The sequence below is a fragment of the Oerskovia sp. NPDC060338 genome (assembly GCF_042726295.1).
Classification (GTDB): domain Bacteria; phylum Actinomycetota; class Actinomycetes; order Actinomycetales; family Cellulomonadaceae; genus Oerskovia; species Oerskovia merdavium.
In genome coordinates this window covers 74,720-101,363 of sequence record NZ_JBHXCQ010000004.1, presented here as the reverse complement: position 1 = coordinate 101,363, position 26,644 = coordinate 74,720, and the positions used below count along the sequence as shown (strand labels likewise).

30 protein-coding genes are annotated in these 26,644 nt (G+C 66.4%); all 30 read left to right on the top strand.

The features are described from left to right. Nucleotides 1–299: 299 nt before the first annotated feature. The 30 genes from rpoB (at nt 300) to map (ending at nt 26,563) form a co-directional block, all read left to right on the top strand. Nucleotides 300–3,824: a DNA-directed RNA polymerase subunit beta gene (gene rpoB / locus ACFWGN_RS06320; RefSeq protein WP_056762583.1), complete on the top strand. Its 3,525-nt coding sequence runs from the start codon at nt 300–302 to the stop codon at nt 3,822–3,824. Between the two features lie 129 nt (nt 3,825–3,953). Further along, entirely contained in the window at nt 3,954–7,823 is a 3,870-nt protein-coding gene (locus ACFWGN_RS06315; RefSeq protein WP_377616144.1) for a DNA-directed RNA polymerase subunit beta', read from the top strand. A 381-nt stretch (nt 7,824–8,204) separates the two neighbouring features. Beyond that, nucleotides 8,205–8,579, top strand: coding sequence for a 30S ribosomal protein S12 (rpsL, locus tag ACFWGN_RS06310; RefSeq protein WP_021479869.1), 375 nt, complete (start codon nt 8,205–8,207; stop codon nt 8,577–8,579). Next, nucleotides 8,579–9,049: a 30S ribosomal protein S7 gene (gene rpsG / locus ACFWGN_RS06305; RefSeq protein WP_030151942.1), complete on the top strand. Its 471-nt coding sequence runs from the start codon at nt 8,579–8,581 to the stop codon at nt 9,047–9,049. Before rpsL ends, rpsG begins: the two co-directional genes overlap by 1 nt. Nucleotides 9,050–9,157: 108 nt before the next feature. Next, on the top strand, nt 9,158–11,263 hold the full coding sequence (gene fusA, locus ACFWGN_RS06300) for an elongation factor G (RefSeq protein ID WP_377616143.1): 2,106 nt from the start codon (nt 9,158–9,160) through the stop codon (nt 11,261–11,263). A gap of 118 nt (nt 11,264–11,381) precedes the next feature. Continuing rightward, nucleotides 11,382–12,572 (top strand): elongation factor Tu, encoded by a 1,191-nt coding sequence (gene tuf, locus ACFWGN_RS06295; RefSeq protein WP_377616141.1) that lies wholly within the window; start codon nt 11,382–11,384, stop codon nt 12,570–12,572. A gap of 1,027 nt (nt 12,573–13,599) precedes the next feature. Next, entirely contained in the window at nt 13,600–13,908 is a 309-nt protein-coding gene (gene rpsJ, locus ACFWGN_RS06290) for a 30S ribosomal protein S10 (RefSeq protein WP_012867945.1), read from the top strand. Between the two features lie 14 nt (nt 13,909–13,922). Further along, nucleotides 13,923–14,585, top strand: a complete 663-nt coding sequence (gene rplC, locus ACFWGN_RS06285; RefSeq protein WP_191801411.1) for a 50S ribosomal protein L3 — start codon at nt 13,923–13,925, stop codon at nt 14,583–14,585. A 5-nt stretch (nt 14,586–14,590) separates the two neighbouring features. After that, nucleotides 14,591–15,292 (top strand): 50S ribosomal protein L4, encoded by a 702-nt coding sequence (gene rplD / locus ACFWGN_RS06280; protein ID WP_056653761.1) that lies wholly within the window; start codon nt 14,591–14,593, stop codon nt 15,290–15,292. Next, complete coding sequence (gene rplW / locus ACFWGN_RS06275) at nt 15,289–15,591, top strand: 50S ribosomal protein L23 (protein WP_056653763.1); 303 nt, start codon at nt 15,289–15,291, stop codon at nt 15,589–15,591. Before rplD ends, rplW begins: the two co-directional genes overlap by 4 nt. Before the next feature lie 33 nt (nt 15,592–15,624). Further along, entirely contained in the window at nt 15,625–16,461 is an 837-nt protein-coding gene (gene rplB / locus ACFWGN_RS06270) for a 50S ribosomal protein L2 (protein ID WP_056653766.1), read from the top strand. 14 nt (nt 16,462–16,475) lie between these two features. After that, nucleotides 16,476–16,757 (top strand): 30S ribosomal protein S19, encoded by a 282-nt coding sequence (gene rpsS, locus ACFWGN_RS06265; protein ID WP_012867940.1) that lies wholly within the window; start codon nt 16,476–16,478, stop codon nt 16,755–16,757. Nucleotides 16,758–16,827: 70 nt separating this feature from the next. Continuing rightward, nucleotides 16,828–17,199: a 50S ribosomal protein L22 gene (rplV, locus tag ACFWGN_RS06260; RefSeq protein WP_193718679.1), complete on the top strand. Its 372-nt coding sequence runs from the start codon at nt 16,828–16,830 to the stop codon at nt 17,197–17,199. Continuing rightward, the gene (gene rpsC, locus ACFWGN_RS06255) at nt 17,199–18,041 is read left to right on the top strand and encodes a 30S ribosomal protein S3 (RefSeq protein ID WP_030151934.1); all 843 of its coding nucleotides are present in this window, start codon (nt 17,199–17,201) and stop codon (nt 18,039–18,041) included. The genes rplV and rpsC overlap by 1 nt, the downstream gene beginning before the upstream one ends. A 2-nt stretch (nt 18,042–18,043) precedes the next feature. Next, complete coding sequence (gene rplP / locus ACFWGN_RS06250; RefSeq protein ID WP_056653770.1) at nt 18,044–18,463, top strand: 50S ribosomal protein L16; 420 nt, start codon at nt 18,044–18,046, stop codon at nt 18,461–18,463. Further along, complete coding sequence (gene rpmC / locus ACFWGN_RS06245) at nt 18,463–18,702, top strand: 50S ribosomal protein L29 (RefSeq protein ID WP_056653772.1); 240 nt, start codon at nt 18,463–18,465, stop codon at nt 18,700–18,702. Before rplP ends, rpmC begins: the two co-directional genes overlap by 1 nt. Before the next feature lie 7 nt (nt 18,703–18,709). Beyond that, nucleotides 18,710–19,012 carry a 30S ribosomal protein S17 gene (gene rpsQ / locus ACFWGN_RS06240; protein WP_056653775.1) on the top strand — a complete coding sequence of 101 codons (303 nt, stop codon included), beginning with the start codon at nt 18,710–18,712 and terminating at the stop codon, nt 19,010–19,012. 205 nt (nt 19,013–19,217) lie between these two features. Further along, on the top strand, nt 19,218–19,586 hold the full coding sequence (rplN, locus tag ACFWGN_RS06235) for a 50S ribosomal protein L14 (RefSeq protein ID WP_056653778.1): 369 nt from the start codon (nt 19,218–19,220) through the stop codon (nt 19,584–19,586). Nucleotides 19,587–19,588: 2 nt separating this feature from the next. Beyond that, nucleotides 19,589–19,930: a 50S ribosomal protein L24 gene (gene rplX / locus ACFWGN_RS06230; RefSeq protein ID WP_056653782.1), complete on the top strand. Its 342-nt coding sequence runs from the start codon at nt 19,589–19,591 to the stop codon at nt 19,928–19,930. Further along, the gene (rplE, locus tag ACFWGN_RS06225; protein WP_056653785.1) at nt 19,930–20,502 is read left to right on the top strand and encodes a 50S ribosomal protein L5; all 573 of its coding nucleotides are present in this window, start codon (nt 19,930–19,932) and stop codon (nt 20,500–20,502) included. Before rplX ends, rplE begins: the two co-directional genes overlap by 1 nt. Nucleotide 20,503: 1 nt before the next feature. Then, on the top strand, nt 20,504–20,689 hold the full coding sequence (locus tag ACFWGN_RS06220; protein WP_012867931.1) for a type Z 30S ribosomal protein S14: 186 nt from the start codon (nt 20,504–20,506) through the stop codon (nt 20,687–20,689). 76 nt (nt 20,690–20,765) lie between these two features. After that, a complete protein-coding gene (gene rpsH / locus ACFWGN_RS06215) occupies nt 20,766–21,164 on the top strand; it encodes a 30S ribosomal protein S8 (RefSeq protein WP_030151928.1) in 399 nt (132 codons plus the stop codon). Nucleotides 21,165–21,184: 20 nt separating this feature from the next. Then, a complete protein-coding gene (rplF, locus tag ACFWGN_RS06210; protein ID WP_056653788.1) occupies nt 21,185–21,721 on the top strand; it encodes a 50S ribosomal protein L6 in 537 nt (178 codons plus the stop codon). A gap of 2 nt (nt 21,722–21,723) precedes the next feature. Continuing rightward, nucleotides 21,724–22,095, top strand: coding sequence for a 50S ribosomal protein L18 (gene rplR, locus ACFWGN_RS06205; protein WP_056653792.1), 372 nt, complete (start codon nt 21,724–21,726; stop codon nt 22,093–22,095). A gap of 52 nt (nt 22,096–22,147) precedes the next feature. Next, nucleotides 22,148–22,804 carry a 30S ribosomal protein S5 gene (gene rpsE / locus ACFWGN_RS06200; RefSeq protein WP_056653795.1) on the top strand — a complete coding sequence of 219 codons (657 nt, stop codon included), beginning with the start codon at nt 22,148–22,150 and terminating at the stop codon, nt 22,802–22,804. After that, complete coding sequence (gene rpmD, locus ACFWGN_RS06195; RefSeq protein WP_030151924.1) at nt 22,804–22,986, top strand: 50S ribosomal protein L30; 183 nt, start codon at nt 22,804–22,806, stop codon at nt 22,984–22,986. The genes rpsE and rpmD overlap by 1 nt, the downstream gene beginning before the upstream one ends. 2 nt (nt 22,987–22,988) lie before the next feature. Next, nucleotides 22,989–23,561, top strand: coding sequence for a 50S ribosomal protein L15 (gene rplO / locus ACFWGN_RS06190; RefSeq protein ID WP_082609121.1), 573 nt, complete (start codon nt 22,989–22,991; stop codon nt 23,559–23,561). Between the two features lie 233 nt (nt 23,562–23,794). Then, complete coding sequence (gene secY / locus ACFWGN_RS06185) at nt 23,795–25,090, top strand: preprotein translocase subunit SecY (RefSeq protein WP_377616138.1); 1,296 nt, start codon at nt 23,795–23,797, stop codon at nt 25,088–25,090. A gap of 56 nt (nt 25,091–25,146) precedes the next feature. Continuing rightward, nucleotides 25,147–25,704 (top strand): adenylate kinase, encoded by a 558-nt coding sequence (locus ACFWGN_RS06180; protein WP_191801536.1) that lies wholly within the window; start codon nt 25,147–25,149, stop codon nt 25,702–25,704. 22 nt (nt 25,705–25,726) lie between these two features. Further along, nucleotides 25,727–26,563 carry a type I methionyl aminopeptidase gene (gene map, locus ACFWGN_RS06175; protein WP_056653802.1) on the top strand — a complete coding sequence of 279 codons (837 nt, stop codon included), beginning with the start codon at nt 25,727–25,729 and terminating at the stop codon, nt 26,561–26,563. The last annotated feature ends 81 nt before the right edge of the window (nt 26,564–26,644 follow it).

The window sequence follows — 26,644 nt, the reverse complement described above, 5'->3', positions numbered from 1 at the left end:
TTTTTCGTGTTCTTGGGCGGCATATGGCGGCCACCGAGAAGATGTCCTCACCGGTCCGGTGGGGGAGTGGAACGCGGCTCGACAACGGTCTTGACAGGCCGTGATTTGGCGTCGCTGGACACGCTTGACCGGACCGGGTATGCTAGCGCTTTGCGCTCGCGTGTGCCCTCGGCACCCTCTGAACTGCCCGAACCGTCTTCGGTGTGCGTCCATCGTGCACCACGGCAGCCTCAGGGGGGAAGAGGTCCTCCAGCCACGCAGCGTACAGCGTGCAATCGATCTGCAGGGAAGGACCCCTCTTGGCTGCCTCGCGCACCCCTTCTGCTCCGTCCGCCGACGCTATCGCGAACCGCACCGCTTCCCGGCGCGTCTCTTTCGCCAAGATCTACGAGCCTCTCGAGGTGCCCGACCTGCTCGGGCTCCAGACGGAGAGCTTCGACTGGCTGCTCGGCAACCCGGCGTGGCGCGCACGCGTCGACGCCGCGGCTGCTGCCGGTCGCCAGGACGTCCCCGCGACGTCGGGTCTCGAGGAGATCTTCGAGGAGATCTCCCCGATCGAGGACTTCGGCTCCTCCATGTCTCTCTCCTTCTCGAACCACCGTTTCGAGCCCCCGAAGTACACGGCCGAGGAGTGCAAGGAGAAGGACTTCACCTTCGCCGCACCGCTCTTCGTCACCGCGGAGTTCGTGAACTACAACACCGGTGAGATCAAGAGCCAGACCGTCTTCATGGGCGACTTCCCGCTCATGACCGCGCGCGGCACCTTCATCATCAACGGCACCGAGCGCGTCGTCGTCTCGCAGCTCGTCCGTTCGCCCGGCGTGTACTTCGAGCGCCAGGCCGACAAGACGAGCGACAAGGACATCTACTCCGCGAAGATCATCCCGTCGCGCGGTGCGTGGCTGGAGTTCGAGATCGACAAGCGTGACGCCGTGGGCGTCCGCGTCGACCGCAAGCGCAAGCAGTCCGTCACGGTGCTGCTCAAGGCCCTCGGCGTGACCGAGTCGCAGATCCGCGAGGAGTTCGCGGACTTCCCGGCCGTGCTCGACACGCTCGAGAAGGACCACGTCCACACCGAGGAAGAGGCGCTCGTCGACCTCTACCGCAAGATCCGCCCGGGCGAGCCGCCCACGGTCGAGGCCGGTCGCTCGCTCCTCGAGAACTTCTACTTCAACCCCAAGCGCTACGACTTCGCGAAGGTCGGCCGCTACAAGGCGAACAAGAAGCTCGGCGTCGACGCGCCCCTCGCGGACTCCACGCTGTCCGTCACGGACATCGTCGCGACGATCAAGTACCTCGCGGCCCTCCACGCAGAGGTCACGACGCTCCCCGGCACGCGTGCCGGCGAGCCCGTCGAGATCCGCGTCGAGACCGACGACATCGACCACTTCGGCAACCGTCGTATCCGCGCCGTGGGTGAGCTCATCCAGAACCAGGTGCGCACCGGTCTCTCGCGCATGGAGCGTGTCGTGCGCGAGCGCATGACGACCCAGGACGTCGAGGCGATCACGCCGCAGACCCTGATCAACATCCGCCCCGTGGTGGCGTCGATCAAGGAGTTCTTCGGCACCTCGCAGCTGTCGCAGTTCATGGACCAGAACAACCCGCTCGCCGGCCTGACGCACAAGCGTCGTCTGTCCGCGCTGGGCCCGGGTGGTCTGTCCCGTGACCGCGCCGGCATGGAGGTCCGTGACGTCCACCCGTCGCACTACGGCCGCATGTGCCCCATCGAGACCCCTGAAGGCCCGAACATCGGTCTGATCGGCTCGCTCGCCTCCTACGGCCGGATCAACCCCTTCGGGTTCATCGAGACGCCGTACCGCAAGGTCGAGAACGGCAAGGTCTCCGACGAGGTCGTCTACCTGACGGCCGACGACGAGGACCGTTACGTCATCGCCCAGGCGAACACCGAGCTCAACGTGGACGGCTCGTTCCGTCAGGAGCGCGTCCTGGTCCGCACCAAGGGTGGCGAGACGGCTGACGTCCTCGGTACCGAGGTCGACTACATGGACGTCTCGCCGCGCCAGATGGTGTCGGTCGCGACCGCCCTCATCCCGTTCCTCGAGCACGACGACGCCAACCGCGCACTCATGGGTGCCAACATGCAGCGTCAGGCCGTGCCCCTGGTCCGTTCCGAGGCCCCGCTCGTCGGGACCGGCATGGAGCGTCGTGCAGCCATCGACGCCGGTGACGTCATCGTCGCCACCAAGCCCGGTGTCGTGACCGAGGTCTCGGCCGACATGATCGTCGTCGCCAACGACGACGCGACCACGACGAGCTACCGCGCGGCCAAGTTCCGCCGCTCGAACCAGGGCACGTCGTACAACCAGCGTGTCGTCGTCGACGAGGGCGCACGCGTCGAGGTCGGCTCCGTGCTGGCCGACGGCCCGGCGACCGACGAGGGCGAGCTTTCGCTCGGCCGCAACCTGCTGGTCGCGTTCATGTCCTGGGAAGGCCACAACTACGAGGACGCGATCATCCTGTCGCAGCGCCTCGTGCAGGACGACGTCCTGTCCTCGATCCACATCGAGGAGCACGAGGTCGACGCCCGCGACACGAAGCTCGGCCCCGAGGAGATCACGCGGGACATCCCGAACGTCTCCGAGGACGTCCTGGCGGACCTCGACGAGCGCGGAGTCATCCGCATCGGTGCAGAGGTCGGCGCGGGCGACGTGCTCGTCGGCAAGGTCACGCCCAAGGGCGAGACCGAGCTGACCCCCGAGGAGCGCCTGCTGCGCGCCATCTTCGGCGAGAAGGCCCGCGAGGTCCGCGACACGTCGCTCAAGGTCCCCCACGGCGAGTCCGGCACCGTCATCGGCGTCCGCGAGTTCAACCGTGAGGACGGCGACGAGCTGCCCGCCGGCGTCAACCAGCTGGTCCGCGTCTACATCGCGCAGCGACGCAAGATCACGGACGGCGACAAGCTCGCCGGCCGTCACGGCAACAAGGGTGTCATCTCGAAGATCCTCCCGGTCGAGGACATGCCCTTCCTCGAGGACGGCACCCCTGTGGACGTCATCCTCAACCCGCTGGGTGTTCCCGGTCGTATGAACGTCGGCCAGGTCCTCGAGACCCACCTCGGGTGGGTCGCCAAGCAGGGCTGGGACATCTCGCAGACGGACGGCGCAGCAGGCGAGGGCGACCTCTCCTGGAAGGAGCGCCTCCCCGTCGTCGCGGCATCGTCCGAGCCCGGTCGCCCCGTGGCCACCCCGGTCTTCGACGGCCTCGAGGAGGAAGCCCTCACGGGTCTGCTCTCCACGACGCTGCCGAACCGTGACGGCAACCGCATGGTCGGGCGCGACGGCAAGGCCCGTCTGTTCGACGGCCGCTCCGGCGAGCCGTTCCCGGAGCCGGTCTCCGTGGGCTACATGTACATCCTGAAGCTCCACCACCTGGTGGACGACAAGATCCACGCCCGCTCGACCGGTCCGTACTCCATGATCACGCAGCAGCCGCTGGGTGGTAAGGCGCAGTTCGGTGGACAGCGTTTCGGCGAGATGGAGGTGTGGGCGCTCGAGGCTTATGGCGCGGCGTACACCCTCCAGGAGCTGCTGACGATCAAGTCCGACGACGTCCCGGGCCGTGTCAAGGTCTACGAGGCGATCGTCAAGGGCGAGAACATCCCCGACTCGGGCATCCCGGAGTCCTTCAAGGTTCTCCTCAAGGAGATGCAGTCGCTGTGCCTGAACGTCGAGGTGCTCTCCAGCGACGGTGTCTCCATCGAGATGCGTGAGTCGGACGACGACGTGTACCGCGCTGCCGAGGAGCTCGGCATCGACCTCTCGCGTCGCCCCAACGCAGCATCCAGCATCGACGAGATCTGATCTCGGAAGCGGTGGGGGCGTTCGTGACGAACGACCGCCCCCACCGCCACCCGACACTCTGTAGCACCTCCACCGCGCCGGCCGGGACGAACCCCGGACAGGCCGGCAGACGAAGGAAGTAGGACCACCTTGCTCGACGTCAATGTCTTCGACGAGCTGCGTATCGGACTGGCCACGGCAGACGACATCCGTGACTGGTCTCACGGCGAGGTCAAGAAGCCTGAGACCATCAACTACCGCACCCTCAAGCCGGAGAAGGACGGGCTCTTCTGCGAGAAGATCTTCGGTCCCACCCGTGACTGGGAGTGCTACTGCGGCAAGTACAAGCGCGTGCGCTTCAAGGGCATCATCTGCGAGCGCTGCGGCGTCGAGGTGACGCGCTCGAAGGTGCGCCGCGAGCGCATGGGCCACATCGAGCTCGCCGCTCCTGTCACGCACATCTGGTTCTTCAAGGGTGTGCCCTCCCGCCTCGGTTACCTCCTCGACCTCGCGCCGAAGGACCTCGAGAAGGTCATCTACTTCGCCGCGTACATGATCACGTCGGTCGACGTCGAGGGCCGTCAGGAAGACCTCCCCAACCTCCAGAACGAGATCGACCTGGAGAAGAAGGAGATCACGGACCGTCGCGACAACGACATCAACACCCGTGCCCAGAAGCTCGAGGCCGACCTGGCCGCGCTCGAGGCCGAGGGCGCTCGCGCCGACGCCCGCCGCAAGGTCCGCGACTCGGCCGAGCGCGAGATGGCGGCGATCCGCAAGCGTTCCGACGCCGAGCTCGACCGCCTGGACCAGGTCTGGGACCGTTTCAAGAACCTCAAGGTCGCCGACCTCGAGGGCGACGAGATGCTGTACCGCGCCCTCCAGGACCGCTACGGCAACTACTTCGAGGGCTCGATGGGCGCCGCGGCGATCCAGAAGCGTCTCCAGGACTTCGACCTGGCTGCCGAGGCTGACCTCCTGCGCGAGATCATCCGCTCCGGCAAGGGCCAGAAGAAGACCCGTGCGCTCAAGCGCCTCAAGGTCGTCAACGCGTTCCTGACGACCACGAACTCGCCCACGGGCATGGTGCTGGACGCCGTCCCGGTCATCCCGCCGGACCTGCGCCCCATGGTGCAGCTCGACGGTGGCCGCTTCGCGACCTCGGACCTGAACGACCTGTACCGCCGCGTGATCAACCGGAACAACCGTCTCAAGCGTCTTCTCGACCTGGGCGCCCCGGAGATCATCGTCAACAACGAGAAGCGCATGCTGCAGGAAGCTGTGGACTCGCTCTTCGACAACGGCCGTCGTGGTCGCCCGGTCACGGGCCCCGGCAACCGTCCGCTGAAGTCGATCTCCGACATGCTCAAGGGCAAGCAGGGTCGATTCCGTCAGAACCTGCTCGGCAAGCGTGTCGACTACTCGGGCCGTTCGGTCATCGTGGTCGGCCCGCAGCTCAAGCTGCACCAGTGCGGTCTGCCCAAGCAGATGGCCCTCGAGCTCTTCAAGCCGTTCGTGATGAAGCGCCTCGTGGACCTGAACCACGCGCAGAACATCAAGAGCGCCAAGCGCATGGTCGAGCGCGCGCGCCCGGTCGTGTGGGACGTCCTCGAAGAGGTCATCACCGAGCACCCGGTGCTGCTCAACCGTGCACCGACGCTGCACCGTCTCGGCATCCAGGCGTTCGAGCCCCAGCTGGTCGAGGGCAAGGCCATCCACCTGCACCCGCTCGTGTGCGCCGCGTTCAACGCGGACTTCGACGGTGACCAGATGGCCGTGCACCTGCCGCTGTCGGCCGAGGCCCAGGCCGAGGCCCGCATCCTCATGCTCTCGAGCAACAACATCCTGAAGCCGTCGGACGGCCGTCCGGTGACCATGCCCTCGCAGGACATGATCATCGGTCTGTACCACCTGACGAACGACAAGAAGGATGCCAAGGGTGCAGGGCGCGCGTTCAGCTCCGTCGCCGAGGCCATCATGGCCTTCGACAGCGGGACGCTGGACCTGAACGCCGAGGTCAGCATCCGCATGGACGGCCTCGTCTTCGCCGAGGGAGAGGCCCCTGAGGGCTTCGTCCCGGGTGAGCCGTTCGTCTTCGCGACGACGCTCGGCCGCGCGCTCTTCAACGAGACGCTCCCCGTCAGCTACGGCTACGTCAACGGGATCGTCGACAAGAAGAAGCTCTCGACGATCGTCAACGAGCTCGCCGAGACCTACCCCAAGGTCGAGGTCGCTGCCTCGCTCGACGCCCTCAAGGAGGCCGGCTTCCGCTGGGCGACCCGTTCGGGTGTCACCATCGCGATCTCCGACGTCGCGACGCCGAGCGAGAAGGCCGCGATCCTCGAGGAGCACGAGGCTCGTGCGCTCAAGGTCCAGCAGGAGTACGAGCGTGGTCTGATCACCGACGACGAGCGCCGCCAGGAGCTCATCGAGATCTGGACCCAGGCCACCGACAAGGTCGCCACCGCGATGCGCGCGAGCTTCCCCGAGCGCAACACCGTCTACACGATGGTCGGCTCGGGTGCTCGTGGTAACTGGATGCAGGTCCGTCAGATCGCCGGTATGCGCGGCCTCGTGGCGAACCCGAAGGGTGAGATCATCCCTCGCCCGATCAAGTCCAACTACCGTGAGGGCCTCTCGGTCCTCGAGTACTTCATCGCGACGCACGGTGCCCGTAAGGGCCTCGCCGACACCGCACTGCGTACGGCCGACTCGGGTTACCTGACCCGTCGTCTGGTCGACGTGTCGCAGGACGTCATCGTCCGCGAGGAGGACTGCGGCACCGAGCGCGGTCTGACGCTGCCCGTCGGGGAGAAGATCGGCGACCGCCTGGTCCGTCACGACAAGGTCGAGACGAGCATCTACTCCCGCACGCTGGCCTCCGACGTGCAGGACGCAGACGGCAACCTCATCGCCAAGGGAGGGGAGGACGCCGGTGACCTGGTCATCGACGCGCTCCTCGCCGCCGGGATCGACACGGTCAAGGTCCGCTCGGTCCTGACCTGCGAGTCCCGCGTCGGTACGTGCGCCAAGTGCTACGGCCGTTCGCTGGCCACGGGCAAGCTCGTCGACATCGGCGAGGCCGTCGGCATCATCGCGGCCCAGTCGATCGGTGAGCCCGGTACCCAGCTGACGATGCGTACCTTCCACACCGGTGGTGTGGCCTCCGCGGACGACATCACGCAGGGTCTGCCCCGTGTGACCGAGCTCTTCGAGGCCCGTACCCCGAAGGGTGAGGGTCCCATCGCGGAGTTCTCGGGTCGTATCACGATCGACGAGGCGGAGCGCACGCGCCGCATCGTCCTGACCCCGGACGACGGCTCCGAGGAGATCGCCTACCCGGTGACGAAGCGTTCGCGCCTCCTCGTCAGCGACGGCGACCACGTCGAGGTCGGTACCCAGCTGGTCCAGGGTGCGGTCGACCCCAAGAAGGTCCTGCGCATCCTCGGCCCCCGCGCCACCCAGAAGCACCTGGTGGACGAGGTCCAGGAGGTCTACCGCTCCCAGGGCGTGGACATCCACGACAAGCACATCGAGGTCATCGTGCGGCAGATGCTGCGTCGCGTGACCGTGCTGGACTCGGGTGACTCGCAGCTGCTCCCGGGCGAGCTGGCCGAGCGTGGGCGTTTCGAGGACCTCAACCGTCGGGCCGTGGCGGAGGGTGGCCAGCCGGCCTCCGGCCGTCCCGAGCTGATGGGGATTACGAAGGCGTCGCTCGCGACCGACTCGTGGCTCTCGGCGGCCTCCTTCCAGGAGACGACGCGCGTCCTCACCGAGGCGGCGATGAGCGGTCGTCGTGACCCGCTCCTCGGCCTCAAGGAGAACGTCATCCTCGGTAAGCTCATCCCGGCCGGTACGGGTCTGCCCCGCTACCGCAACGTCGAGGTCGAGCCCACCGAGCAGGCCAAGACCGAGCTCTACCCGAGCTTCGGCTACGACGAGATCGACTTCCAGGGGCTCGGCATGGGCTCCGGCGAGGCGATCCCGCTCGAGGACCTGGACTTCGGCGACTACCGCTGATCCTGACCCCGCTGCCCGGCGACTCCTCGTCGTCGGGCAGCGGGGGAACGAGTAGCACAGGGGGTGACCGTGGCGCGTTCGACGCGCCGCGGTCACCCCCTCTCGCTTTGACTACCTGCCGACCGGCAGGTATCGTGAATGACCGTGCCCGCGCCGTCGGGCTTGCTGTGGTGTTCTCCAGCGAGCCGATGTGAGTGCGCGAGCATTCCGGTCCCTGTGTTCCTCGGATGATCCGTGGTTCGGGGCCCGGACCATCGAGCCGGTGGTACGTGGCGATTGCGACGCTCTGCGTCGCAGGTGCCGTTTGCCGTCGGCGCCCACAGCCCGTAGACCACCGCCGGGGTTTCGCCCCGGTCCAGCTCGAGAAGACACGGAGACGTAGTGCCTACGATCCAGCAGCTCGTCCGCAAGGGGCGGACCTCGAAGGTCGGGAAGTCCAAGACTCCCGCCCTCAAGGGTTCCCCGCAGCGGCGTGGTGTGTGCACGCGTGTGTACACCACCACCCCCAAGAAGCCGAACTCCGCACTGCGCAAGGTCGCACGCGTGAAGCTGTCCTCGCAGGTCGAGGTCACCGCGTACATCCCCGGTGTCGGCCACAACCTCCAGGAGCACTCCATCGTGCTCGTCCGTGGCGGTCGTGTGAAGGACCTCCCCGGTGTCCGCTACAAGATCGTCCGTGGCGCACTCGACACCCAGGGCGTCAAGAACCGCAAGCAGGCTCGCAGCCGCTACGGCGCCAAGAAGGAGAAGAGCTAATGCCTCGTAAGGGCCCCGCCCCGAAGCGCCCGCTCATCGTCGACCCTGTCTACGGTTCCCCGGTCGTCACGCAGCTCATCAACAAGGTCCTCCTGGACGGCAAGAAGTCGACCGCCGAGGCGATCGTCTACGGTGCCCTCGAGGGTGTCCGCGCGAAGACCGACGGTGACCCCGTCGTCGTCCTCAAGCGTGCGCTCGAGAACGTGCGCCCGGCCCTCGAGGTCCGCTCTCGCCGTGTCGGTGGCGCGACCTACCAGGTCCCCGTCGAGGTGCGCCCCACGCGTTCCACGACGCTCGCGCTGCGCTGGCTCACGGACTACTCGCGCGCCCGCCGCGAGAAGACCATGACCGAGCGCCTCATGAACGAGATCCTCGACGCGAGCAACGGCCTCGGTGCCGCGGTCAAGCGTCGCGAGGACATGCACAAGATGGCCGAGTCCAACAAGGCCTTCGCGCACTACCGCTGGTAGTCCGACCGACCGGCCCTGGGGGTTCACCCCCGGGGCCGTCGGCGGGTCCAGCCGGCCTCTCGGTCGAAGCATCGCCCCCGACTCAACCCACACAAAGGGGAAGTACCCGTGGCACACGACGTGCTGACCGACCTGAACAAGGTCCGCAACATCGGCATCATGGCCCACATCGATGCCGGTAAGACCACGACCACCGAGCGCATCCTGTTCTACACCGGGGTGAACTACAAGATCGGTGAGACGCACGACGGCGCGTCGACGACCGACTGGATGGAGCAGGAGAAGGAGCGCGGCATCACGATTACGTCTGCCGCCGTGACCTGCTTCTGGAACAAGAACCAGATCAACATCATCGACACCCCCGGCCACGTGGACTTCACGGTCGAGGTCGAGCGCTCCCTGCGCGTGCTCGACGGCGCTGTTGCTGTCTTCGACGGCAAGGAGGGCGTCGAGCCCCAGTCCGAGACCGTCTGGCGCCAGGCCGACAAGTACAACGTGCCGCGCATCTGCTTCGTCAACAAGATGGACAAGCTCGGCGCTGACTTCTACTTCACGGTCGACACCATCGTGAACCGCCTCAAGGCCAAGCCGCTGGTCATCCAGCTGCCGATCGGCTCGGAGAGCGACTTCACGGGCGTCGTCGACCTGCTCGAGATGCGCGCGCTCGTCTGGCGCGGCGAGACCAAGATGGGCGAGGCCTACGAGGTCGAGGAGATCCCCGCGGACCTCCTCGAGAAGGCCAAGACCTACCGTGCCGAGCTCGTCGAGAACGTCGCCGAGGCCGACGAGGAGCTCCTCGAGAAGTACCTCAACGGTGAAGAGCTGACGATCGCGGAGATCAAGTCCGCGATCCGCAAGCTCACCGTCGCGGGCGAGGCCTTCCCGGTGCTGTGCGGCTCCGCGTTCAAGAACAAGGGCGTCCAGCCCATGCTCGACGCGGTCATCGACTACCTCCCGTCGCCCCTCGACGTCCCGGCCATCAACGGCCACGACGTCAAGGACGAGGAGAAGGTCGTCGAGCGCCACCCCGACGCCTCGGAGCCCTTCGCGGCTCTCGCGTTCAAGGTCGCCTCGCACCCGTTCTTCGGCAAGCTGACGTACGTCCGCGTCTACTCCGGCCAGGTCACGCCGGGCACCCAGGTGCTCAACGCGACCAAGGGCAAGAAGGAGCGCCTGGGCAAGATCTTCCAGATGCACTCCAACAAGGAGAACGCGGTCGAGCTCGGCAGCGCCGGCCACATCTACGCGTTCATCGGCCTCAAGGACACGACGACCGGTGACACCCTGTGTGACATCGCGAACCCCGTGGTCCTCGAGTCGATGACCTTCCCGGAGCCTGTCATCGACGTGGCGATCGAGCCCAAGACGAAGGCCGACCAGGAGAAGCTCTCGGTCGCCATCCAGAAGCTCGCCGAGGAGGACCCGACCTTCCGCGTCAAGCTCGACGAGGAGACCGGCCAGACCGTCATCGGCGGCATGGGCGAGCTCCACCTCGACATCCTCGTCGACCGTATGCGTCGCGAGTTCAACGTCGAGGCGAACGTCGGCAAGCCGCAGGTCGCGTACCGCGAGACCATCCGCCGCGCGGCGGAGAAGATCGACTACACGCACAAGAAGCAGACCGGTGGTTCGGGTCAGTTCGCCAAGGTGCAGGTCACCTTCGAGCCTCTCGACCTGACCGAGGGCGGCGAGCTCTACGAGTTCAAGAACGCCGTCACCGGTGGTCGCATCCCGCGTGAGTACATCCCGTCGGTCGACGCCGGTATCCAGGCCGCCCTCCAGCTGGGTGTCCTCGCCGGCTTCCCGCTCGTGGGCGTGAAGGCTACGCTCATCGACGGCGCGTACCATGATGTCGACTCCTCGGAGATGGCATTCAAGATTGCCGGCTCGATGGTCCTCAAGGAGGGCGTCAAGCGGGCGGACCCGGTTCTGCTGGAGCCGGTCATGGCGGTCGAGGTGCGTACGCCCGAGGAGTACATGGGCGACGTGATCGGTGACCTCAACTCTCGTCGCGGCATGATCCAGTCCATGGAGGACGCGACGGGTGTCAAGGTCATCCGTGCTCAAGTACCGTTGTCCGAGATGTTCGGGTACATCGGCGACCTGCGGTCCAAGACCCAGGGTCGCGCTGTGTACTCGATGTCATTCGACAGCTATGCCGAGGTCCCTCGGAACGTTGCCGAAGAGATCATCAAGAAGACCCGGGGCGAGTGAGTCCCCACAGGTCGAAGACCCTGTAACAACCATCAACCTGTAGCGACCCGCACGCCCCGCAGATGTCTTGTGCATCTGCATCGTTCGGCACAACTACCCAAGTCCCAGGAGGACCCCAGTGGCGAAGGCCAAGTTCGAGCGGACCAAGCCGCACGTCAATGTCGGCACCATCGGTCACGTCGACCACGGTAAGACGACCCTGACGGCAGCGATCTCCAAGGTGCTGCACGACAAGTACCCGGACGTGAACCCCGAGTTCAAGTTCGACGAGATCGACAAGGCTCCGGAAGAGAAGCAGCGCGGTATCACGATCAACATCGCGCACATCGAGTACGAGACGGACAAGCGTCACTACGCTCACGTCGACGCTCCCGGGCACGCCGACTACATCAAGAACATGATCACCGGTGCCGCTCAGATGGACGGCGCGATCCTCGTGGTCGCGGCGACCGACGGCCCCATGGCTCAGACGCGTGAGCACGTCCTGCTCGCCCGCCAGGTGGGTGTCCCCTACCTGCTGGTCGCGCTGAACAAGTCCGACATGGTCGAGGACGAGGAAATCCTCGAGCTTGTCGAGATGGAGGTGCGTGAGCTCCTCTCGTCGCAGGGCTTCGACGGCGACGAGGCCCCCGTGGTCCGCGTCTCCGGTCTGAAGGCTCTCGAGGGCGACCCCGAGTGGGTCAAGTCCGTCGAGGCGCTCATGGAGGCCGTGGACGAGAACGTCCCCGAGCCCGTCCGTGAGCTCGACAAGCCCTTCCTCATGCCCGTCGAGGACGTCTTCACGATCACCGGTCGTGGCACCGTCGTCACCGGCAAGGTCGAGCGCGGCACCCTCGCGGTCAACTCCGAGGTCGAGATCGTCGGCATCCGCAACCCGCAGAAGACCACGGTCACGGGTATCGAGACGTTCCACAAGCAGATGGACGAGGCTCAGGCCGGCGACAACACCGGTCTGCTGCTCCGCGGCATCAAGCGCGAGGACGTCGAGCGCGGCCAGGTCGTCGTCAAGCCGGGTTCGATCACCCCGCACACCGACTTCGAGGCTCAGGTCTACATCCTGGGCAAGGACGAGGGTGGGCGTCACAACCCGTTCTACTCGAACTACCGCCCGCAGTTCTACTTCCGCACCACGGACGTCACCGGCGTCATCACGCTGCCCGAGGGCACCGAGATGGTCATGCCTGGTGACAACACCGAGATGACGGTCGCGCTGATCCAGCCGATCGCCATGGAGGAGGGCCTCGGCTTCGCCATCCGTGAGGGCGGCCGTACGGTCGGTTCGGGCCGTGTCACGAAGATCATCAAGTGATCTTCTGACCACCTGATCCACTCCGTCAGCTCGTGAGCCTCAGGCTCAGGGCAGTCGGGAAGGATTGAACGAAGGGCCCGGGTACCGCAAGGTACCCGGGCCCTTCGTCGTCCCCGGGTGCCTGACCCGGGCTCGCGAGGCGTGCCCCGATGCCGTCCGTCGCCGCGGGCCGATACCGGGGCGGCCGAGGCACCGGAGTGCTCGCTGCCGTGACGGGTGTCGGGCCTCCCTCGGTAGTCGTGCGTCGTGGCGCCCGACGACCTGGTCGTGGCAGGCGCACGGCCGGTCTCGGGGGAGCGGGCAGCGTGCGACTCCGGGTGGGGGCTCGGCTCCGGGCCGGGTGGGTCGTGCCCCGGTCGCGCGAGGCGTGACTCGAGGGCGAAGACGGGCAGACCGGCAGGGTCCGGAGTAGTGATCTGCGACCGATCTCGATTCCGGTCGGCGCGTGGTCGAGCTGCATCGATGCAGGTGAGGAGCACGTGGTCGGGCCTGTGGCTCTCCAGGCGAGCCGGCCGTCGGTGTGAAGGCCGTCACTTCGTCCTGCGAGGCCCCATCGGGCGGTTACCCTTGAAGCACCGACAAGCCCGCACTGCGCGTGAGCGTGTCGGTCGGAGCGTGAGGACAGTCCGTCTGAGGGCAGAGTCACACGAGCCACGATTGGTCTTCCACGAGTTCCTGTGGCAGACTGTTCAGGTTGCCTGTTACGGGTGCGCTCTTTCATGTGTCGAACAGTGTGTTGAACCGCTAAGCATGCGGACCTCGGTATTCCGGGGTTGCCGCGGGTTGAACTCTCTGTCGATACGGATCGAGGACCCCGCGGAGCTCAGGTTCTGCACAGGCTCGACAACGTTGTGAACGGCTGTGACGCCGTCGGGCGCCAGAAGTTGGCCCGATGCGTGAGCGGTTCACATATCCAACGGCCCTGCACCGTTCCTCGGTGCGTGCGCTGGGTAGGTCGCGATTGGCGACACGCCCGAGCGCGTGGGTCGGACAGCTAGCGGTTCGAGAGAGAGAGTCAGACGACGCCATGGCGGGACAGAAGATCCGCATCCGGCTCAAGTCCTACGACCACGAGGTGATTGACAGCTCGGCGCGCAAGATCGTCGACACTGTCACCCGCGCTGGTGCAACGGTCGTGGGCCCGGTGCCGCTGCCGACGGAGAAGAACGTCTTCTGCGTCATCCGGTCGCCTCACAAGTACAAGGACAGCCGCGAGCACTTCGAGATGCGCACGCACAAGCGGCTTATCGACATCATCGATCCCACTCCGAAGGCCGTCGACTCGCTCATGCGTCTCGACCTGCCTGCGGACGTGAACATCGAGATCAAGCTCTGAGGCGGGAGGACAACATGACTACCCCCCAGCAGAACGAGCGGCCCGTCACGGCCGTGCTCGGTACGAAGCTCGGCATGACCCAGCTCTGGGACGAGGCCGGTCGCCTGGTTCCCGTCACGGTCGTTGCCGTGGGCACGAACGTCGTGACCCAGGTCCGTACCGAAGAGGTCGACGGCTACAGCGCGGTCCAGCTGGCTGCAGGCCAGATCGACCCGCGCAAGGTCACGAAGCCCCTCAAGGGTCACTTCGAGAAGGCCGGCGTCACGCCGCGCCGTCACGTGACCGAGGTCCGCACGACCAACGCCGGTGAGTACACCCTCGGCCAGGAGATCACCGCGGAGGTCTTCACGGCCGGCGCGAAGGTCGACGTCCAGGGCACCACCAAGGGCAAGGGCACGGCCGGTGTCATGAAGCGTCACGGCTTCCACGGCGCCCCGGCCTCCCACGGTGCACACCGTAACCACCGCAAGCCTGGTTCGATCGGTGGGGCCTCGACCCCGGGTCGAGTCTTCAAGGGCGTGCGCATGGCTGGTCGCATGGGTTTCGACCAGCAGACCACGCAGAACCTGACCGTCCACGCGGTCGACGCAGAGAAGGGTCTGCTGCTCGTCAAGGGCGCAGTGCCCGGCCCCAAGGGCGGCGTCGTCCTCGTGCGTAGCGCCGTGAAGGGAGCATGACACTCATGGCAGCTCTCACTGTTGACGTCCTCGACGCCACGGGCAAGAAGGCCGGCACCGCCGAGCTTCCCGCCGAGGTGTTCGACGTCCAGACGAACGTCCCGCTGATCCACCAGGTTGTCGTCGCGCAGCTCGCTGCAGCCCGTCAGGGCACGCACGACACCAAGAGCCGCGGCGAGGTCCGCGGTGGTGGACGCAAGCCGTACAAGCAGAAGGGCACCGGCCGCGCCCGTCAGGGTTCGACCCGTGCGCCTCAGTTCGCCGGCGGTGGGGTCGTTCACGGCCCGACGCCGCGCGACTACAGCCAGCGCACCCCCAAGAAGATGAAGGCTGCTGCTCTGCGCGGCGCCCTCTCCGACCGGGCTCGTGCAGGCCGTGTCCACGTCGTGTCCGGCTTCGGGATCGACGGCCAGCCGTCGACCAAGGCCGCGATCTCCTCGCTCGCCAACCTCTCTCCCCGCAAGCACGTGCTCGTGGTGCTGGAGCGCGGCGACGAGCTGACGAGCAAGTCCCTCCGCAACGCGGAGCAGGTGCACCTCCTGGTCGCTGACCAGCTGAACACCTACGACGTGCTGGTCTCCGACGACGTGGTCTTCACCGAGGGCGCACTCGCTGCGTTCCTCGCCGGACCCGCCACGGGCTCGTCGGTCAAGGCCGTCGCGTCCGAGTCGGAAGCAGCTGACGAGGCCGAGGAGGCCGCGAAGTGACCGCCGTGACGAAGGACCCCCGCGACATCCTGCTCGCGCCGGTGGTCTCCGAGAAGAGCTACGGGCTCCTCGACGAGGGTAAGTACACCTTCCTCGTGGACCCGCGGGCCAACAAGACCGAGATCAAGATCGCTGTCGAGCAGATCTTCTCGGTCAAGGTTGCCTCCGTGAACACGATCAACCGCAAGGGCAAGACCCGGCGGACGCGTTTCGGACTGGGCAAGCGCAAGGACACCAAGCGTGCGATCATCACCCTCCGCGAGGGCACGATCGACATCTTCGGCGGGCCGGTCGGCTGAGGCCGGACGAGAGCAGATTGAGGACAGATCCCCATGGGAATCCGTAAGTACAAGCCGACGACGCCCGGCCGCCGCGGCTCGAGCGTTGCCGACTTCGTCGAGATCACGCGCTCGCAGCCGGAGAAGTCGCTGGTCCGTCCGCTCACCAAGAGCGGTGGCCGCAACAGCACCGGTCGCATCACCACCCGTCACAAGGGTGGTGGCCACAAGCGCGCATACCGAGTCATCGACTTCCGTCGTCACGACAAGGACGGCGTGCCCGCGAAGGTCGCTCACATCGAGTACGACCCCAACCGCACGGCACGCATCGCGCTCCTGCACTACGCGGACGGCGAGAAGCGCTACATCATCGCGCCGAACAAGCTGAAGCAGGGCGACGTCATCGAGAACGGCGCCGGTGCCGACATCAAGCCCGGCAACAACCTGCCGTTGCGCAACATCCCGACCGGTACGGTCATCCACGCCATCGAGCTCAAGCCCGGTGGCGGCGCGAAGATCGCCCGTTCGGCTGGTGCCTCCGTGCAGCTCGTCGCCAAGGACGGCCCCTACGCCCAGCTGCGTATGCCGTCGGGTGAGATCCGCAACGTCGACCTGCGCTGCCGCGCCACGGTCGGCGAGGTGGGCAACGCCGAGCAGTCGAACATCAACTGGGGCAAGGCCGGCCGTATGCGTTGGAAGGGCAAGCGCCCCTCCGTCCGTGGTGTCGCCATGAACCCGATCGACCACCCTCACGGTGGTGGTGAAGGCAAGACCTCCGGTGGACGTCACCCGGTCAGCCCTTGGGGCCAGGCCGAAGGTCGTACCCGCCGTCCGAACAAGCCGAGCGACAAGCTGATCGTGCGTCGTCGCCGTACCGGCAAGAAGCGCTGATAGGAGCCTGACAGATGCCACGCAGCCTGAAGAAGGGCCCCTTCGTCGATGGACACCTTCAGAAGAAGGTGGACGTCCAGAACGAGAAGGGGACCAAGAACGTCATCAAGACCTGGTCCCGTCGGTCGGTCATCACGCCCGACTTCCTCGGTCACACTTTTGCCGTGCACGACGGACGCAAGCACACTCCGGTGTTCGTCACCGAGTCGATGGTTGGCCACAAGCTCGGCGAGTTCGCACCCACCCGGACCTTCCGCGGCCACGTGAAGGACGACAAGAAGGGCCGTCGTCGCTGATCTGCGTGCAGACGCAGATCAAGAGACGGCGACTCCGAACGTCATGACGAGACAAGAAGGCAGGACAGCAATGGAAGCCAAGGCGCAGGCGCGGTTCGTCCGTGTCACGCCCCAGAAGGCCCGGCGCGTCGTGGACCTCATCCGTGGCAAGCAGGCCACCGAGGCCGTCGCGGTGCTGAAGTTCGCACCGCAGGCCGCGAGTGAGCCCATCCGCAAGGTCGTGGAGAGCGCGATCGCGAACGCACGGGTGAAGGCCGACCGCGCGAGCGTGGCATTCGACGAGCAGGAGCTCGTCGTTGCCCAGGCGTTCGTGGACGAGGGCCCGACCCTCAAGCGGTTCCGGCCTCGCGCTCAGGGGCGCGCGAGCCAGATCCTCAAGCGGACGAGCCACATCACCGTGGTTCTCGCTCCGCGCGAAGACACGAAGGGAAGGGCCCGATAGTGGGACAGAAGGTTCACCCGCACGGGTACCGCCTCGGCATCACCACCGACCACCGGTCGCGTTGGTTCGCCGACAGCACCAAGCCCGGACAGCGGTACCGCGACTACGTCCGTGAGGACGTCCAGATCCGCAAGCTCATGGCCACGGGCCTCGAGCGTGCCGGCATCTCCAAGGTCGAGATCGAGCGCACCCGCGACCGTGTTCGTGTGGACATCCACACCGCACGTCCGGGCATCGTCATCGGCCGCCGTGGCGCAGAGGCAGACCGCATCCGCGGCGAGCTCGAGAAGCTCACGGGCAAGCAGGTCCAGCTCAACATCCTCGAGGTCAAGAACGCTGAGATCGATGCTCAGCTCGTGGCCCAGGGGATCGCGGAGCAGCTCGCGAGCCGCGTGTCCTTCCGTCGTGCGATGCGCAAGGGCATGCAGTCCGCGCAGCGCGCTGGCGCCAAGGGCATCCGTGTCCAGTGCTCGGGCCGTCTCGGCGGCGCCGAGATGAGCCGCTCGGAGTTCTACCGCGAAGGCCGTGTGCCGCTGCACACGCTCCGCGCGAACATCGACTACGGCTTCTTCGAGGCCCGCACCACCTTCGGCCGTATCGGCGTCAAGGTGTGGATCTACAAGGGCGACATGACCGAGAAGGAGTTCGCTGCGCAGCAGGCGACCGCCGCTCCCCGCCAGGGCCGTGGTGGCCCCCGCGGTGGCGACCGTCCTGACCGTGGTGGAGACCGTCGCGGTGCTGGTCGTCGCAACGAGCGTCCGGCACAGTCCGAGGCACCTGCAGCTGCAGGGGCGGAGGCACCTGTCGCCGAGAAGGCTCCTGAGTCCGGAACGGAGGCCTGAGCATGCTTATCCCGCGCAGGCTGAAGCACCGCAAGCAGCACCACCCCTCGCGCTCCGGCGCCTCGAAGGGTGGCAACCAGATCGCGTTCGGCGAGTTCGGCATCCAGGCTCTCGAGCCTGCGTACGTCACGAACCGTCAGATCGAGGCTGCTCGTATCGCGATGACCCGCCACATCAAGCGAGGCGGAAAGGTCTGGATCAACATCTACCCGGACCGCCCGCTGACCAAGAAGCCGGCGGAGACCCGCATGGGTTCTGGTAAGGGTTCGCCCGAGTGGTGGATCTCCAACGTCAAGCCCGGCCGTATCATCTTCGAGCTGGCCGGTGTACCGGAGCCCCTGGCTCGCGAGGCCATGCGCCGCGCGATCCACAAGCTCCCGATGAAGTGCCGTTTCGTGGTGCGCGAGGGTGGTGGCAACTGATGGCTATCGGAACCAAGGAACTGGGTTCGAGCGAGCTGGACACGTTCGACGACGAGAAGCTCGTTGCCGAGCTGAAGAAGGCCAAGGAGGAGCTTTTCAACCTCCGCTTCCAGTCGGCCACCGGTCAGCTGGAGAGCCACGGTCGCCTGAAGGCCGTGCGTCGCGACATCGCTCGGATCTACACGATCCTGCGCGAGCGCGAGCTCGGTATCCGTACCGCACCGAGCGTGAGTGAGTGAGGCTGGAATGAGCGAGAACGCAACGAACGCCGCACCGGTGACCGAGACGGCCGCTGACCAGCGCGCCAACCGCAAGACGCGGCGCGGCTACGTGGTGAGCGACAAGATGGACAAGACCGTCGTGATCGAGGTCGAGGACCGGGTCAAGCACCCGCTCTACGGCAAGGTCATCCGGCGCACGAGCAAGGTCAAGGTCCACGACGAGCAGAATGCTGCCGGCGTCGGTGACCTCGTCCTTATCATGGAGACCCGCCCGCTGTCCGCGACCAAGCGGTGGCGCCTGGTGGAGATCCTCGAGAAGGCCAAGTAGGCCCTGCGCCTACCAGGTCGTGACGGGCGGGGGTCCCGTCCGTCACGACCGGTCTCGGGCCGCACGAAGGTGCGGCAACCAGTAGACAGGGCGGCGGGACCCCGCCGCACCTGGCCGGTTCACCCGCAAGGGACCCGGCACTGACAGCTATCCGTTCGGCAAGGCTCGCTCAGCGAGAACCGGCTCGACGACAGGAGTTCACTAAATGATCCAGCAGGAGTCGCGACTTCGCGTCGCCGACAACACGGGTGCCAAGGAGATTCTCTGCATCCGTGTTCTCGGTGGTTCGGGCCGTCGCTACGCCGGAATCGGCGACGTCATCGTCGCAACCGTCAAGGACGCTATCCCCGGCGGCAACGTGAAGAAGGGCGATGTCGTGAAGGCGGTCATCGTCCGCACCGCCAAGGAGCGTCGTCGTCCGGACGGTTCCTACATCAAGTTTGACGAGAACGCGGCCGTGATCCTCAAGAACGACGGTGAGCCTCGTGGCACGCGCATCTTCGGCCCCGTGGGCCGCGAGCTGCGTGACAAGCGGTTCATGAAGATCATCTCGCTGGCTCCGGAGGTGCTCTGAACATGGCGAAGATCAAGAAGGGCGACCTGGTGGTCGTCATCTCTGGCAAGGACCGTACCCAGCAGGGTCGCGTGCTCGAGGTCCTCACGGACTCCGACCGCGTGATCGTCGAGGGCATCAACCGCGTCACGAAGCACACCAAGGTGGGTCAGTCCCAGCGTGGGACGCGTACCGGTGGCATCGAGGTCGTCGAGGCGCCGATCCACGTGAGCAACGTGATGGTCGTCGACCCGGAGACCAAGAAGGGCACCCGCGTCGGGTACCGCACCGAAGAGGTCGAGCGTGACGGCCGTACGCGTAACGTCCGCGTGCGCGTCGCCAAGCGTTCCGGTAAGGACATCTGATGAGCACTGAACTGCAAGCCCCGGAGATCGCGCGTCTCAAGCAGCGCTACCGCGACGAGATCGTCGCCGGGCTCCTCGAGGAGTTCGGCCACGAGAACGTCAACCAGGTTGCACGACTGACGAAGATCGTCGTCAACATGGGTGTCGGCGACGCGGCCAAGGACTCGAAGCTCATCGAAGGTGCCATCCGCGACCTCTCGGCCATCACCGGCCAGAAGCCGCAGGTCACCAAGGCCCGCAAGTCCATCGCTCAGTTCAAGCTGCGTGAGGGCATGCCGATCGGCGCGCACGTCACGCTGCGCGGCGAGCGCATGTGGGAGTTCCTCGACCGCCTGCTGTCCATCGCACTGCCGCGTATCCGCGACTTCCGCGGCCTGTCGCCCAAGCAGTTCGACGGACACGGCAACTACACCTTCGGTCTCACGGAGCAGTCGATGTTCCACGAGATCGACCAGGACAAGATCGATCGCGTCCGCGGTATGGACATCACGATCGTGACGACGGCGACGACCGATGACGAGGGCCGCTCCCTGCTGCGCCGTCTCGGCTTCCCCTTCAAGGAGCAGAACTGATATGGCGAAGAAGGCCCTGGTCAACAAGGCAGCCGCAAAGCCTAAGTTCGCGGTTCGCGCCTACACTCGCTGCCAGAAGTGCGGTCGCCCGCACTCCGTGTACCGCAAGTTCGGCCTCTGCCGTATCTGCGTTCGCGAGATGGCACACCGTGGCGAGCTTCCCGGCGTCACCAAGAGCAGCTGGTAACAACTACGTCGTAGGTCTGGCACGGTTCCCCTCGGGGAACCGGCCAGATACCCCGGCGAGGAAGGGCTGAAGCCCAATGACGATGACCGACCCGATCGCAGACATGCTGACCCGTCTGCGTAACGCGAACTCGGCTTACCACGAGACGGTTCAGATGCCGTTCTCGAAGCTGAAGTCGCACATTGCTGAGATCCTGCAGGCCGAGGGCTACATCTCCGGCTGGACCGTCGAGGACGCCCCCGTGGGCAAGTACCTCACGATCCAGCTGAAGTTCGGCCCGAACCGTGAGCGCTCCCTTGCTGGCGTGCGCCGCGTGTCGAAGCCCGGACTGCGTGTGTACGCGAAGTCGACCAACCTGCCCAAGGTTCTCGGTGGCCTCGGCGTGGCGATCCTGTCCACGTCCTCCGGCCTCCTGACCGACCGTCAGGCAGCCAAGAAGGGCGTGGGCGGAGAAGTCCTCGCCTACGTCTGGTAATCGGAAAGGAGAGATACGCCATGTCTCGTATCGGCAAGATCCCCGTTCCGGTTCCCGCCGGAGTGGATGTCACGATCAGCGGCGCACTGGTGACGGTCAAGGGCCCGAAGGGTTCCTTGGAGCACACCATCCCCGCCCCCATCGAGGTCTCCCAGGACGCCTCCACCCTCGTGGTGACGCGCCCTAACGAAGAGCGTTCATCGCGCGCTCTGCACGGCCTGACCCGCACGCTTCTCGCGAACCTGGTGACCGGTGTCACCGAGGGCTACGAGAAGAAGCTCGAGATCGTCGGTACCGGTTACCGCGTGACCGCGAAGGGAACTGACCTGGAGTTCGCTCTGGGCTTCAGCCACCCCGTCGTGGTGTCCGCGCCCGCTGGTATCACCTTCGCTGTCGAGTCCCCGACCAAGTTCTCGGTCGCGGGCATCGACAAGCAGCAGGTCGGCGAGGTCGCTGCGAACATCCGCAAGATCCGCAAGCCCGAGCCGTACAAGGGCAAGGGTGTGCGGTACGCCGGCGAGGTCGTCCGCCGCAAGGTCGGAAAGGCTGGTAAGTAACGATGGCTCTCAAGGTTCTCGGCAAGGGCAAGGCGGTCTCGCGCAAGCGCCGCCACCTCCGCCTGCGCAAGAAGATTGCCGGCACGGCTGCTCGTCCCCGCCTCGTGGTGACGCGCTCCGCGCGCCACATCACGGCGCAGATCGTGGACGACACGATCGGCCAGACCGTTGCTTCCGCTTCGACCATCGAGGGCGACCTGCGGTCGCTCGAGGGCGACAAGAGCGCGAAGGCCCGCAAGGTCGGCGAGCTCGTCGCAGAGCGTGCCAAGGCCGCTGGTGTCGACTCGGTCGTCTTCGACCGCGGTGGCAACAAGTACCACGGCCGGGTGGCTGCAGTCGCCGACGGGGCCCGCGAAGGCGGTCTGTCCCTGTGATGATGGCCGAAACCACCACCGTGTACACGGTACGGAAGCAAAGGATTCTCTGATGGCTGCAGGGCAGCGCAGCAGCACCGGCGCCCCTACGGGTGCCGCCAACGAGTCGACCGACCGCAACTCCGGAGGCCGGGGCGACGCTCGTCGCGACGGTCGTCGGGGTGACGGTCGCCGTGGTGACGCCGCCGAGAAGAACGCCTTCGTCGAGCGCGTCGTCACCATCAACCGCGTGTCCAAGGTCGTCAAGGGCGGCCGTCGCTTCAGCTTCACCGCGCTCGTCGTGGTGGGCGATGGTGACGGTACCGTCGGTGTCGGCTACGGCAAGGCGAAGGAAGTTCCCGCGGCGATCGCCAAGGGTGTCGAGGAAGCCAAGAAGAACTTTTTCAAGGTTCCCCGCATCCAGGGCACCATCCCTCACCCCATCCAGGGCGAGGCAGCCGCCGGTGTCGTCTTCCTGCGTCCGGCCGCTCCGGGTACCGGTGTTATCGCCGGTGGACCGGTGCGCGCCGTGCTGGAGTGCGCGGGCATCCACGACGTGCTGAGCAAGTCGCTCGGTTCGTCCAACGCGATCAACATCGTGCACGCAACGGTCGAGGCCCTGCGCAACCTGGAGCAGCCTGAGGCTGTTGCAGCGCGCCGTGGCCTGCCGCTCGAGGCAGTGGCTCCGGCCGCCCTCCTGCGTGCACGTGCAGCTGGGGTAGGTGCGTGATGGCTCGACTCAAGGTGACCCAGACGAAGTCCGCCATCGGCGGCAAGCAGAATCAGCGCGACACGCTGCGCACTCTGGGCCTCAAGCGGATCGGCGACACCGCCGTGAAGGAGGACCGCCCGGAGATCCGCGGCATGGTCGCAACGGTGGCGCACCTCGTCGCCGTTGAGGAGGTCGAGTGATCATGGCTGAGAAGGCCAAGAAGGAGACCGCGGTCGAGGCTTCGACCGACGCTCCCAAGAAGAAGGCTCCTGCCAAGAAGGCTGCTGTCGCCGAGGCCCCCAAGGCCGAGGCTCAGCAGACCGTCGGCGCTGGTGGCACCCTGAAGGTGCACCACCTCCGTCCGGCCCCCGGCGCCAAGAAGGCCAAGACCCGTGTGGGTCGTGGTGAGGCGTCGAAGGGTAAGACGGCCGGCCGTGGTACCAAGGGCCAGAAGGCTCGTTACCAGGTGCCGGAGCGTTTCGAGGGTGGTCAGATGCCGCTCCACATGCGTCTGCCCAAGCTTCGTGGCTTCAAGAACCCGTTCCGCACGGAGTACCAGGTCGTGAACCTGGACAAGCTCTCCGCGCTGTACCCCGAGGGTGGCTCCGTCACCGTCGAGGACCTGGTCGCCAAGGGAGCCGTCCGCAAGGGCGAGCTCGTCAAGGTGCTCGGCACGGGTGAGATCACCGTCAAGCTCGAGGTCGCGGTCGACGCGCTCTCTGGTTCCGCCAAGGACAAGATCCTTGCGGCCGGTGGCTCCATCTCGGAGAACTGATACGAAGGACAGGGCCGATAGCGCTATGCGCTGTCGGCCCTGTCTGCGTCTAGAGGCGTGGTAGCCGGTACCAGCCTCGCTCGGGGGAACGTAGAATCACTGCCGGTTGTCTCAAATTGCCGTCCATCGCGGCGCAGCGGCTAAGGTGCCCAGTGGCGTCCCGTGCCGGGTGCGTCACATCTCGCCGAACCCCGGCGACACGACATCCCGCCTCGAGCGGGCCAGGAGGATAGGTGCTCAGCGCATTCGCCCGGGCTTTCCGGACACCTGACCTGCGGCGCAAGCTGCTGTTCACGATCGCCATCATGGCGATCTTCCGTGTGGGCTCGTTCATCCCTACCCCCGGCGTGGACTATGCCAACGTCCAGCAGTGCATCGATTCCCAGGGGCAGAACGACCTCCTCGGAATGGTGAACCTGTTCAGCGGTGGAGCCCTGCTCCAGCTCTCGATCTTCGCGCTCGGCATCATGCCGTACATCACCGCGAGCATCATCGTGCAGCTGCTCCGCGTGGTCATCCCTCACTTCGAGGCGCTGCACAAGGAGGGCCAGTCCGGTACCGCGAAGCTCACGCAGTACACGCGCTACCTGACCATCGCTCTTGCGATCCTGCAGTCCACGACGGTCATCACCACTGCCCGCAGCGGCTTCCTCTTCCCGAACTGCCCGGTCGAGGTCATCCCGAACGACAGCTTCATGACCTCCGCCCTCATGGTGATCACCATGACCGCCGGTACCGGTCTGATCATGTGGCTCGGTGAGCTGATCTCGGAGCGTGGCGTCGGCAACGGCATGTCGCTCCTCATCTTCACCTCGATCGCCGCCAGCTTCCCCACGGCGCTGTGGTCCATCGCGGGCGGCGCCAACGGTGCCGTGAACTTCACCATCATGATCGCGGTCATCGTCCTGGTGATCGGTCTCGTCGTCTTCGTCGAGCAGTCCCAGCGCCGAGTGCCGGTGCAGTACGCGAAGCGCATGGTCGGACGCAAGATGTACGGCGGCTCCAGCACCTACATCCCGATCAAGATCAACATGTCGGGTGTCATCCCCGTCATCTTCGCGTCGTCGCTGCTCGCGGTCCCCGGTCTCATCGCCCAGTTCGGCGACGCGACGGCCGGATGGGTCCAGTGGGTCTCGAAGTACCTCGCGGACCCGGCCTCGCCGATCCACATCTCGATCTACGTGCTCCTGATCGTCTTCTTCTGCTTCTTCTACACGGCCATCACGTTCAACCCGGACGAGGTCGCCGACAACATGAAGAAGTACGGCGGCTTCATCCCCGGCATCCGTGCCGGCCGGCCGACGGCGGAGTACCTGGACTACGTCATCACCCGCATCACCTCCGCGGGTGCCATCTACCTCGCGCTCGTTGCACTCATCCCGACGCTCGTCCTCGTCCTGCTGGGGGTGAGCACGAACATCCCGTTCGGCGGTAGCTCGATCCTCATCGTCGTGGGCGTCGGCCTCGAGACGGTCAAGCAGATCGACTCGCAGCTGCAGCAGCGTCACTACGAAGGGTTCTTGCGTTGACCGAATCGACTCCCACTGCAGCGTCCTCCGCGCAGGGCTCCGCTCGCCTGATCATCATGGGTCCCCAGGGTGCGGGCAAGGGCACCCAGGCGGCTCGCCTGGCGGAGCACTACGGCATCCCTGCGATCTCCACGGGCGACATCTTCCGTGCGAACATCAAGGGCGGCACCGAGCTGGGCAGGCTCGTTCAGGAGTACACCGCGAAGGGTGAGCTCGTCCCGGACTCCGTGACGAACGAGATGGTCCGTGACCGTCTCGCTCAGGACGACGTGGCGCGCGGCTTCATCCTCGACGGCTACCCGCGCAACGCGGCGCAGGTCGTCGAGCTCGACGAGATCCTCGCGGACCTCGGCGTCCGGCTGGACGCCGTCCTCGAGCTCACCGCGGACCGCGACGAGCTCCTCGCTCGTCTGCGCAAGCGTGCGGAGATCGAAGGTCGTGAGGACGACACCGAGGAGGCGATCGCCCGCCGTCTGGACATCTACGCCGAGCAGACGGCTCCGCTCACGTCCGCCTACGCCGAGCGCGGTCTGCTCGCCCAGGTCGACGGCATCGGTGAGATCGACGACGTGACCTCGCGTCTCGTCGAGGCGCTCGCGCCTCTCGTCGGCTGACCCGGGACGGTTGGGGCGAGACGTGTTCGGTCGCGAGAAGATCGAGTACAAGACGGTCGACCAGGTGCGCACCATGCGCCGGGCGGGCCTGGTGGTCGCTGACGCGCTCGCCACGGTCCGCTCGGCGGTGCGTCCCGGCATGACGACCGCGGACCTGGACGCCCTGGCGGCGGCCGTCATCGGCGACGCCGGTGCCACCCCCTCGTTCCTCGGGTACCACGGCTACCCGGCGACGCTCTGCGTCTCGGTGAACGACGAGGTCGTGCACGGGATCCCCGGGACGCGCGAGCTCCTCCCGGGTGACGTGGTCTCGGTCGACTGCGGCGCGATCGTCGACGGCTGGCACGGCGACTCCGCCTTCTCGTTCGTGCTGCCAGAGGCGGACGCGGCGGACGTCGCACTCGTCGAGGCGACCGAACGGGCGCTCTGGGCGGGTATCGCCGCGCTGGCCACGGGTGAGCGTCTGGGCGACGTCGGGAACGCGGTCGAGGACTCGATCGAGGCCTCGGCCGCCGCGGACGGCGTCGCCTACGGGATCATCGAGGAGTACGTCGGCCATGGCATCGGTACCTCGATGCATCAGCCGCCGGACGTCCTGAACTATCGGACGCGTGAGCGGGGCCCTCGGCTCAAGCCAGGCATGTGCCTCGCGATCGAGCCGATGGTGACGCGTGGCGAGCGTTTCACGCAGGTTCTCGAGGACGACTGGACCGTCGTGACCGACGACGGTGCTCGTGCTGCTCACTGGGAGCACAGCGTCGCGATCCTCGAGGACGGCATCTGGGTCCTGACGGCCCCCGACGGCGGTGCTGCCAAGCTCGCAGAGCTCGGTGTCACGATCGCCCCGCTCGACGCCTGACGGCCCTGTTCGGCCAGACCCCGCCCCAGGCTCGGGCCGGCGTCAGACCCGGCCCGTCCTGACCTACCGGTCCGGGCGGGC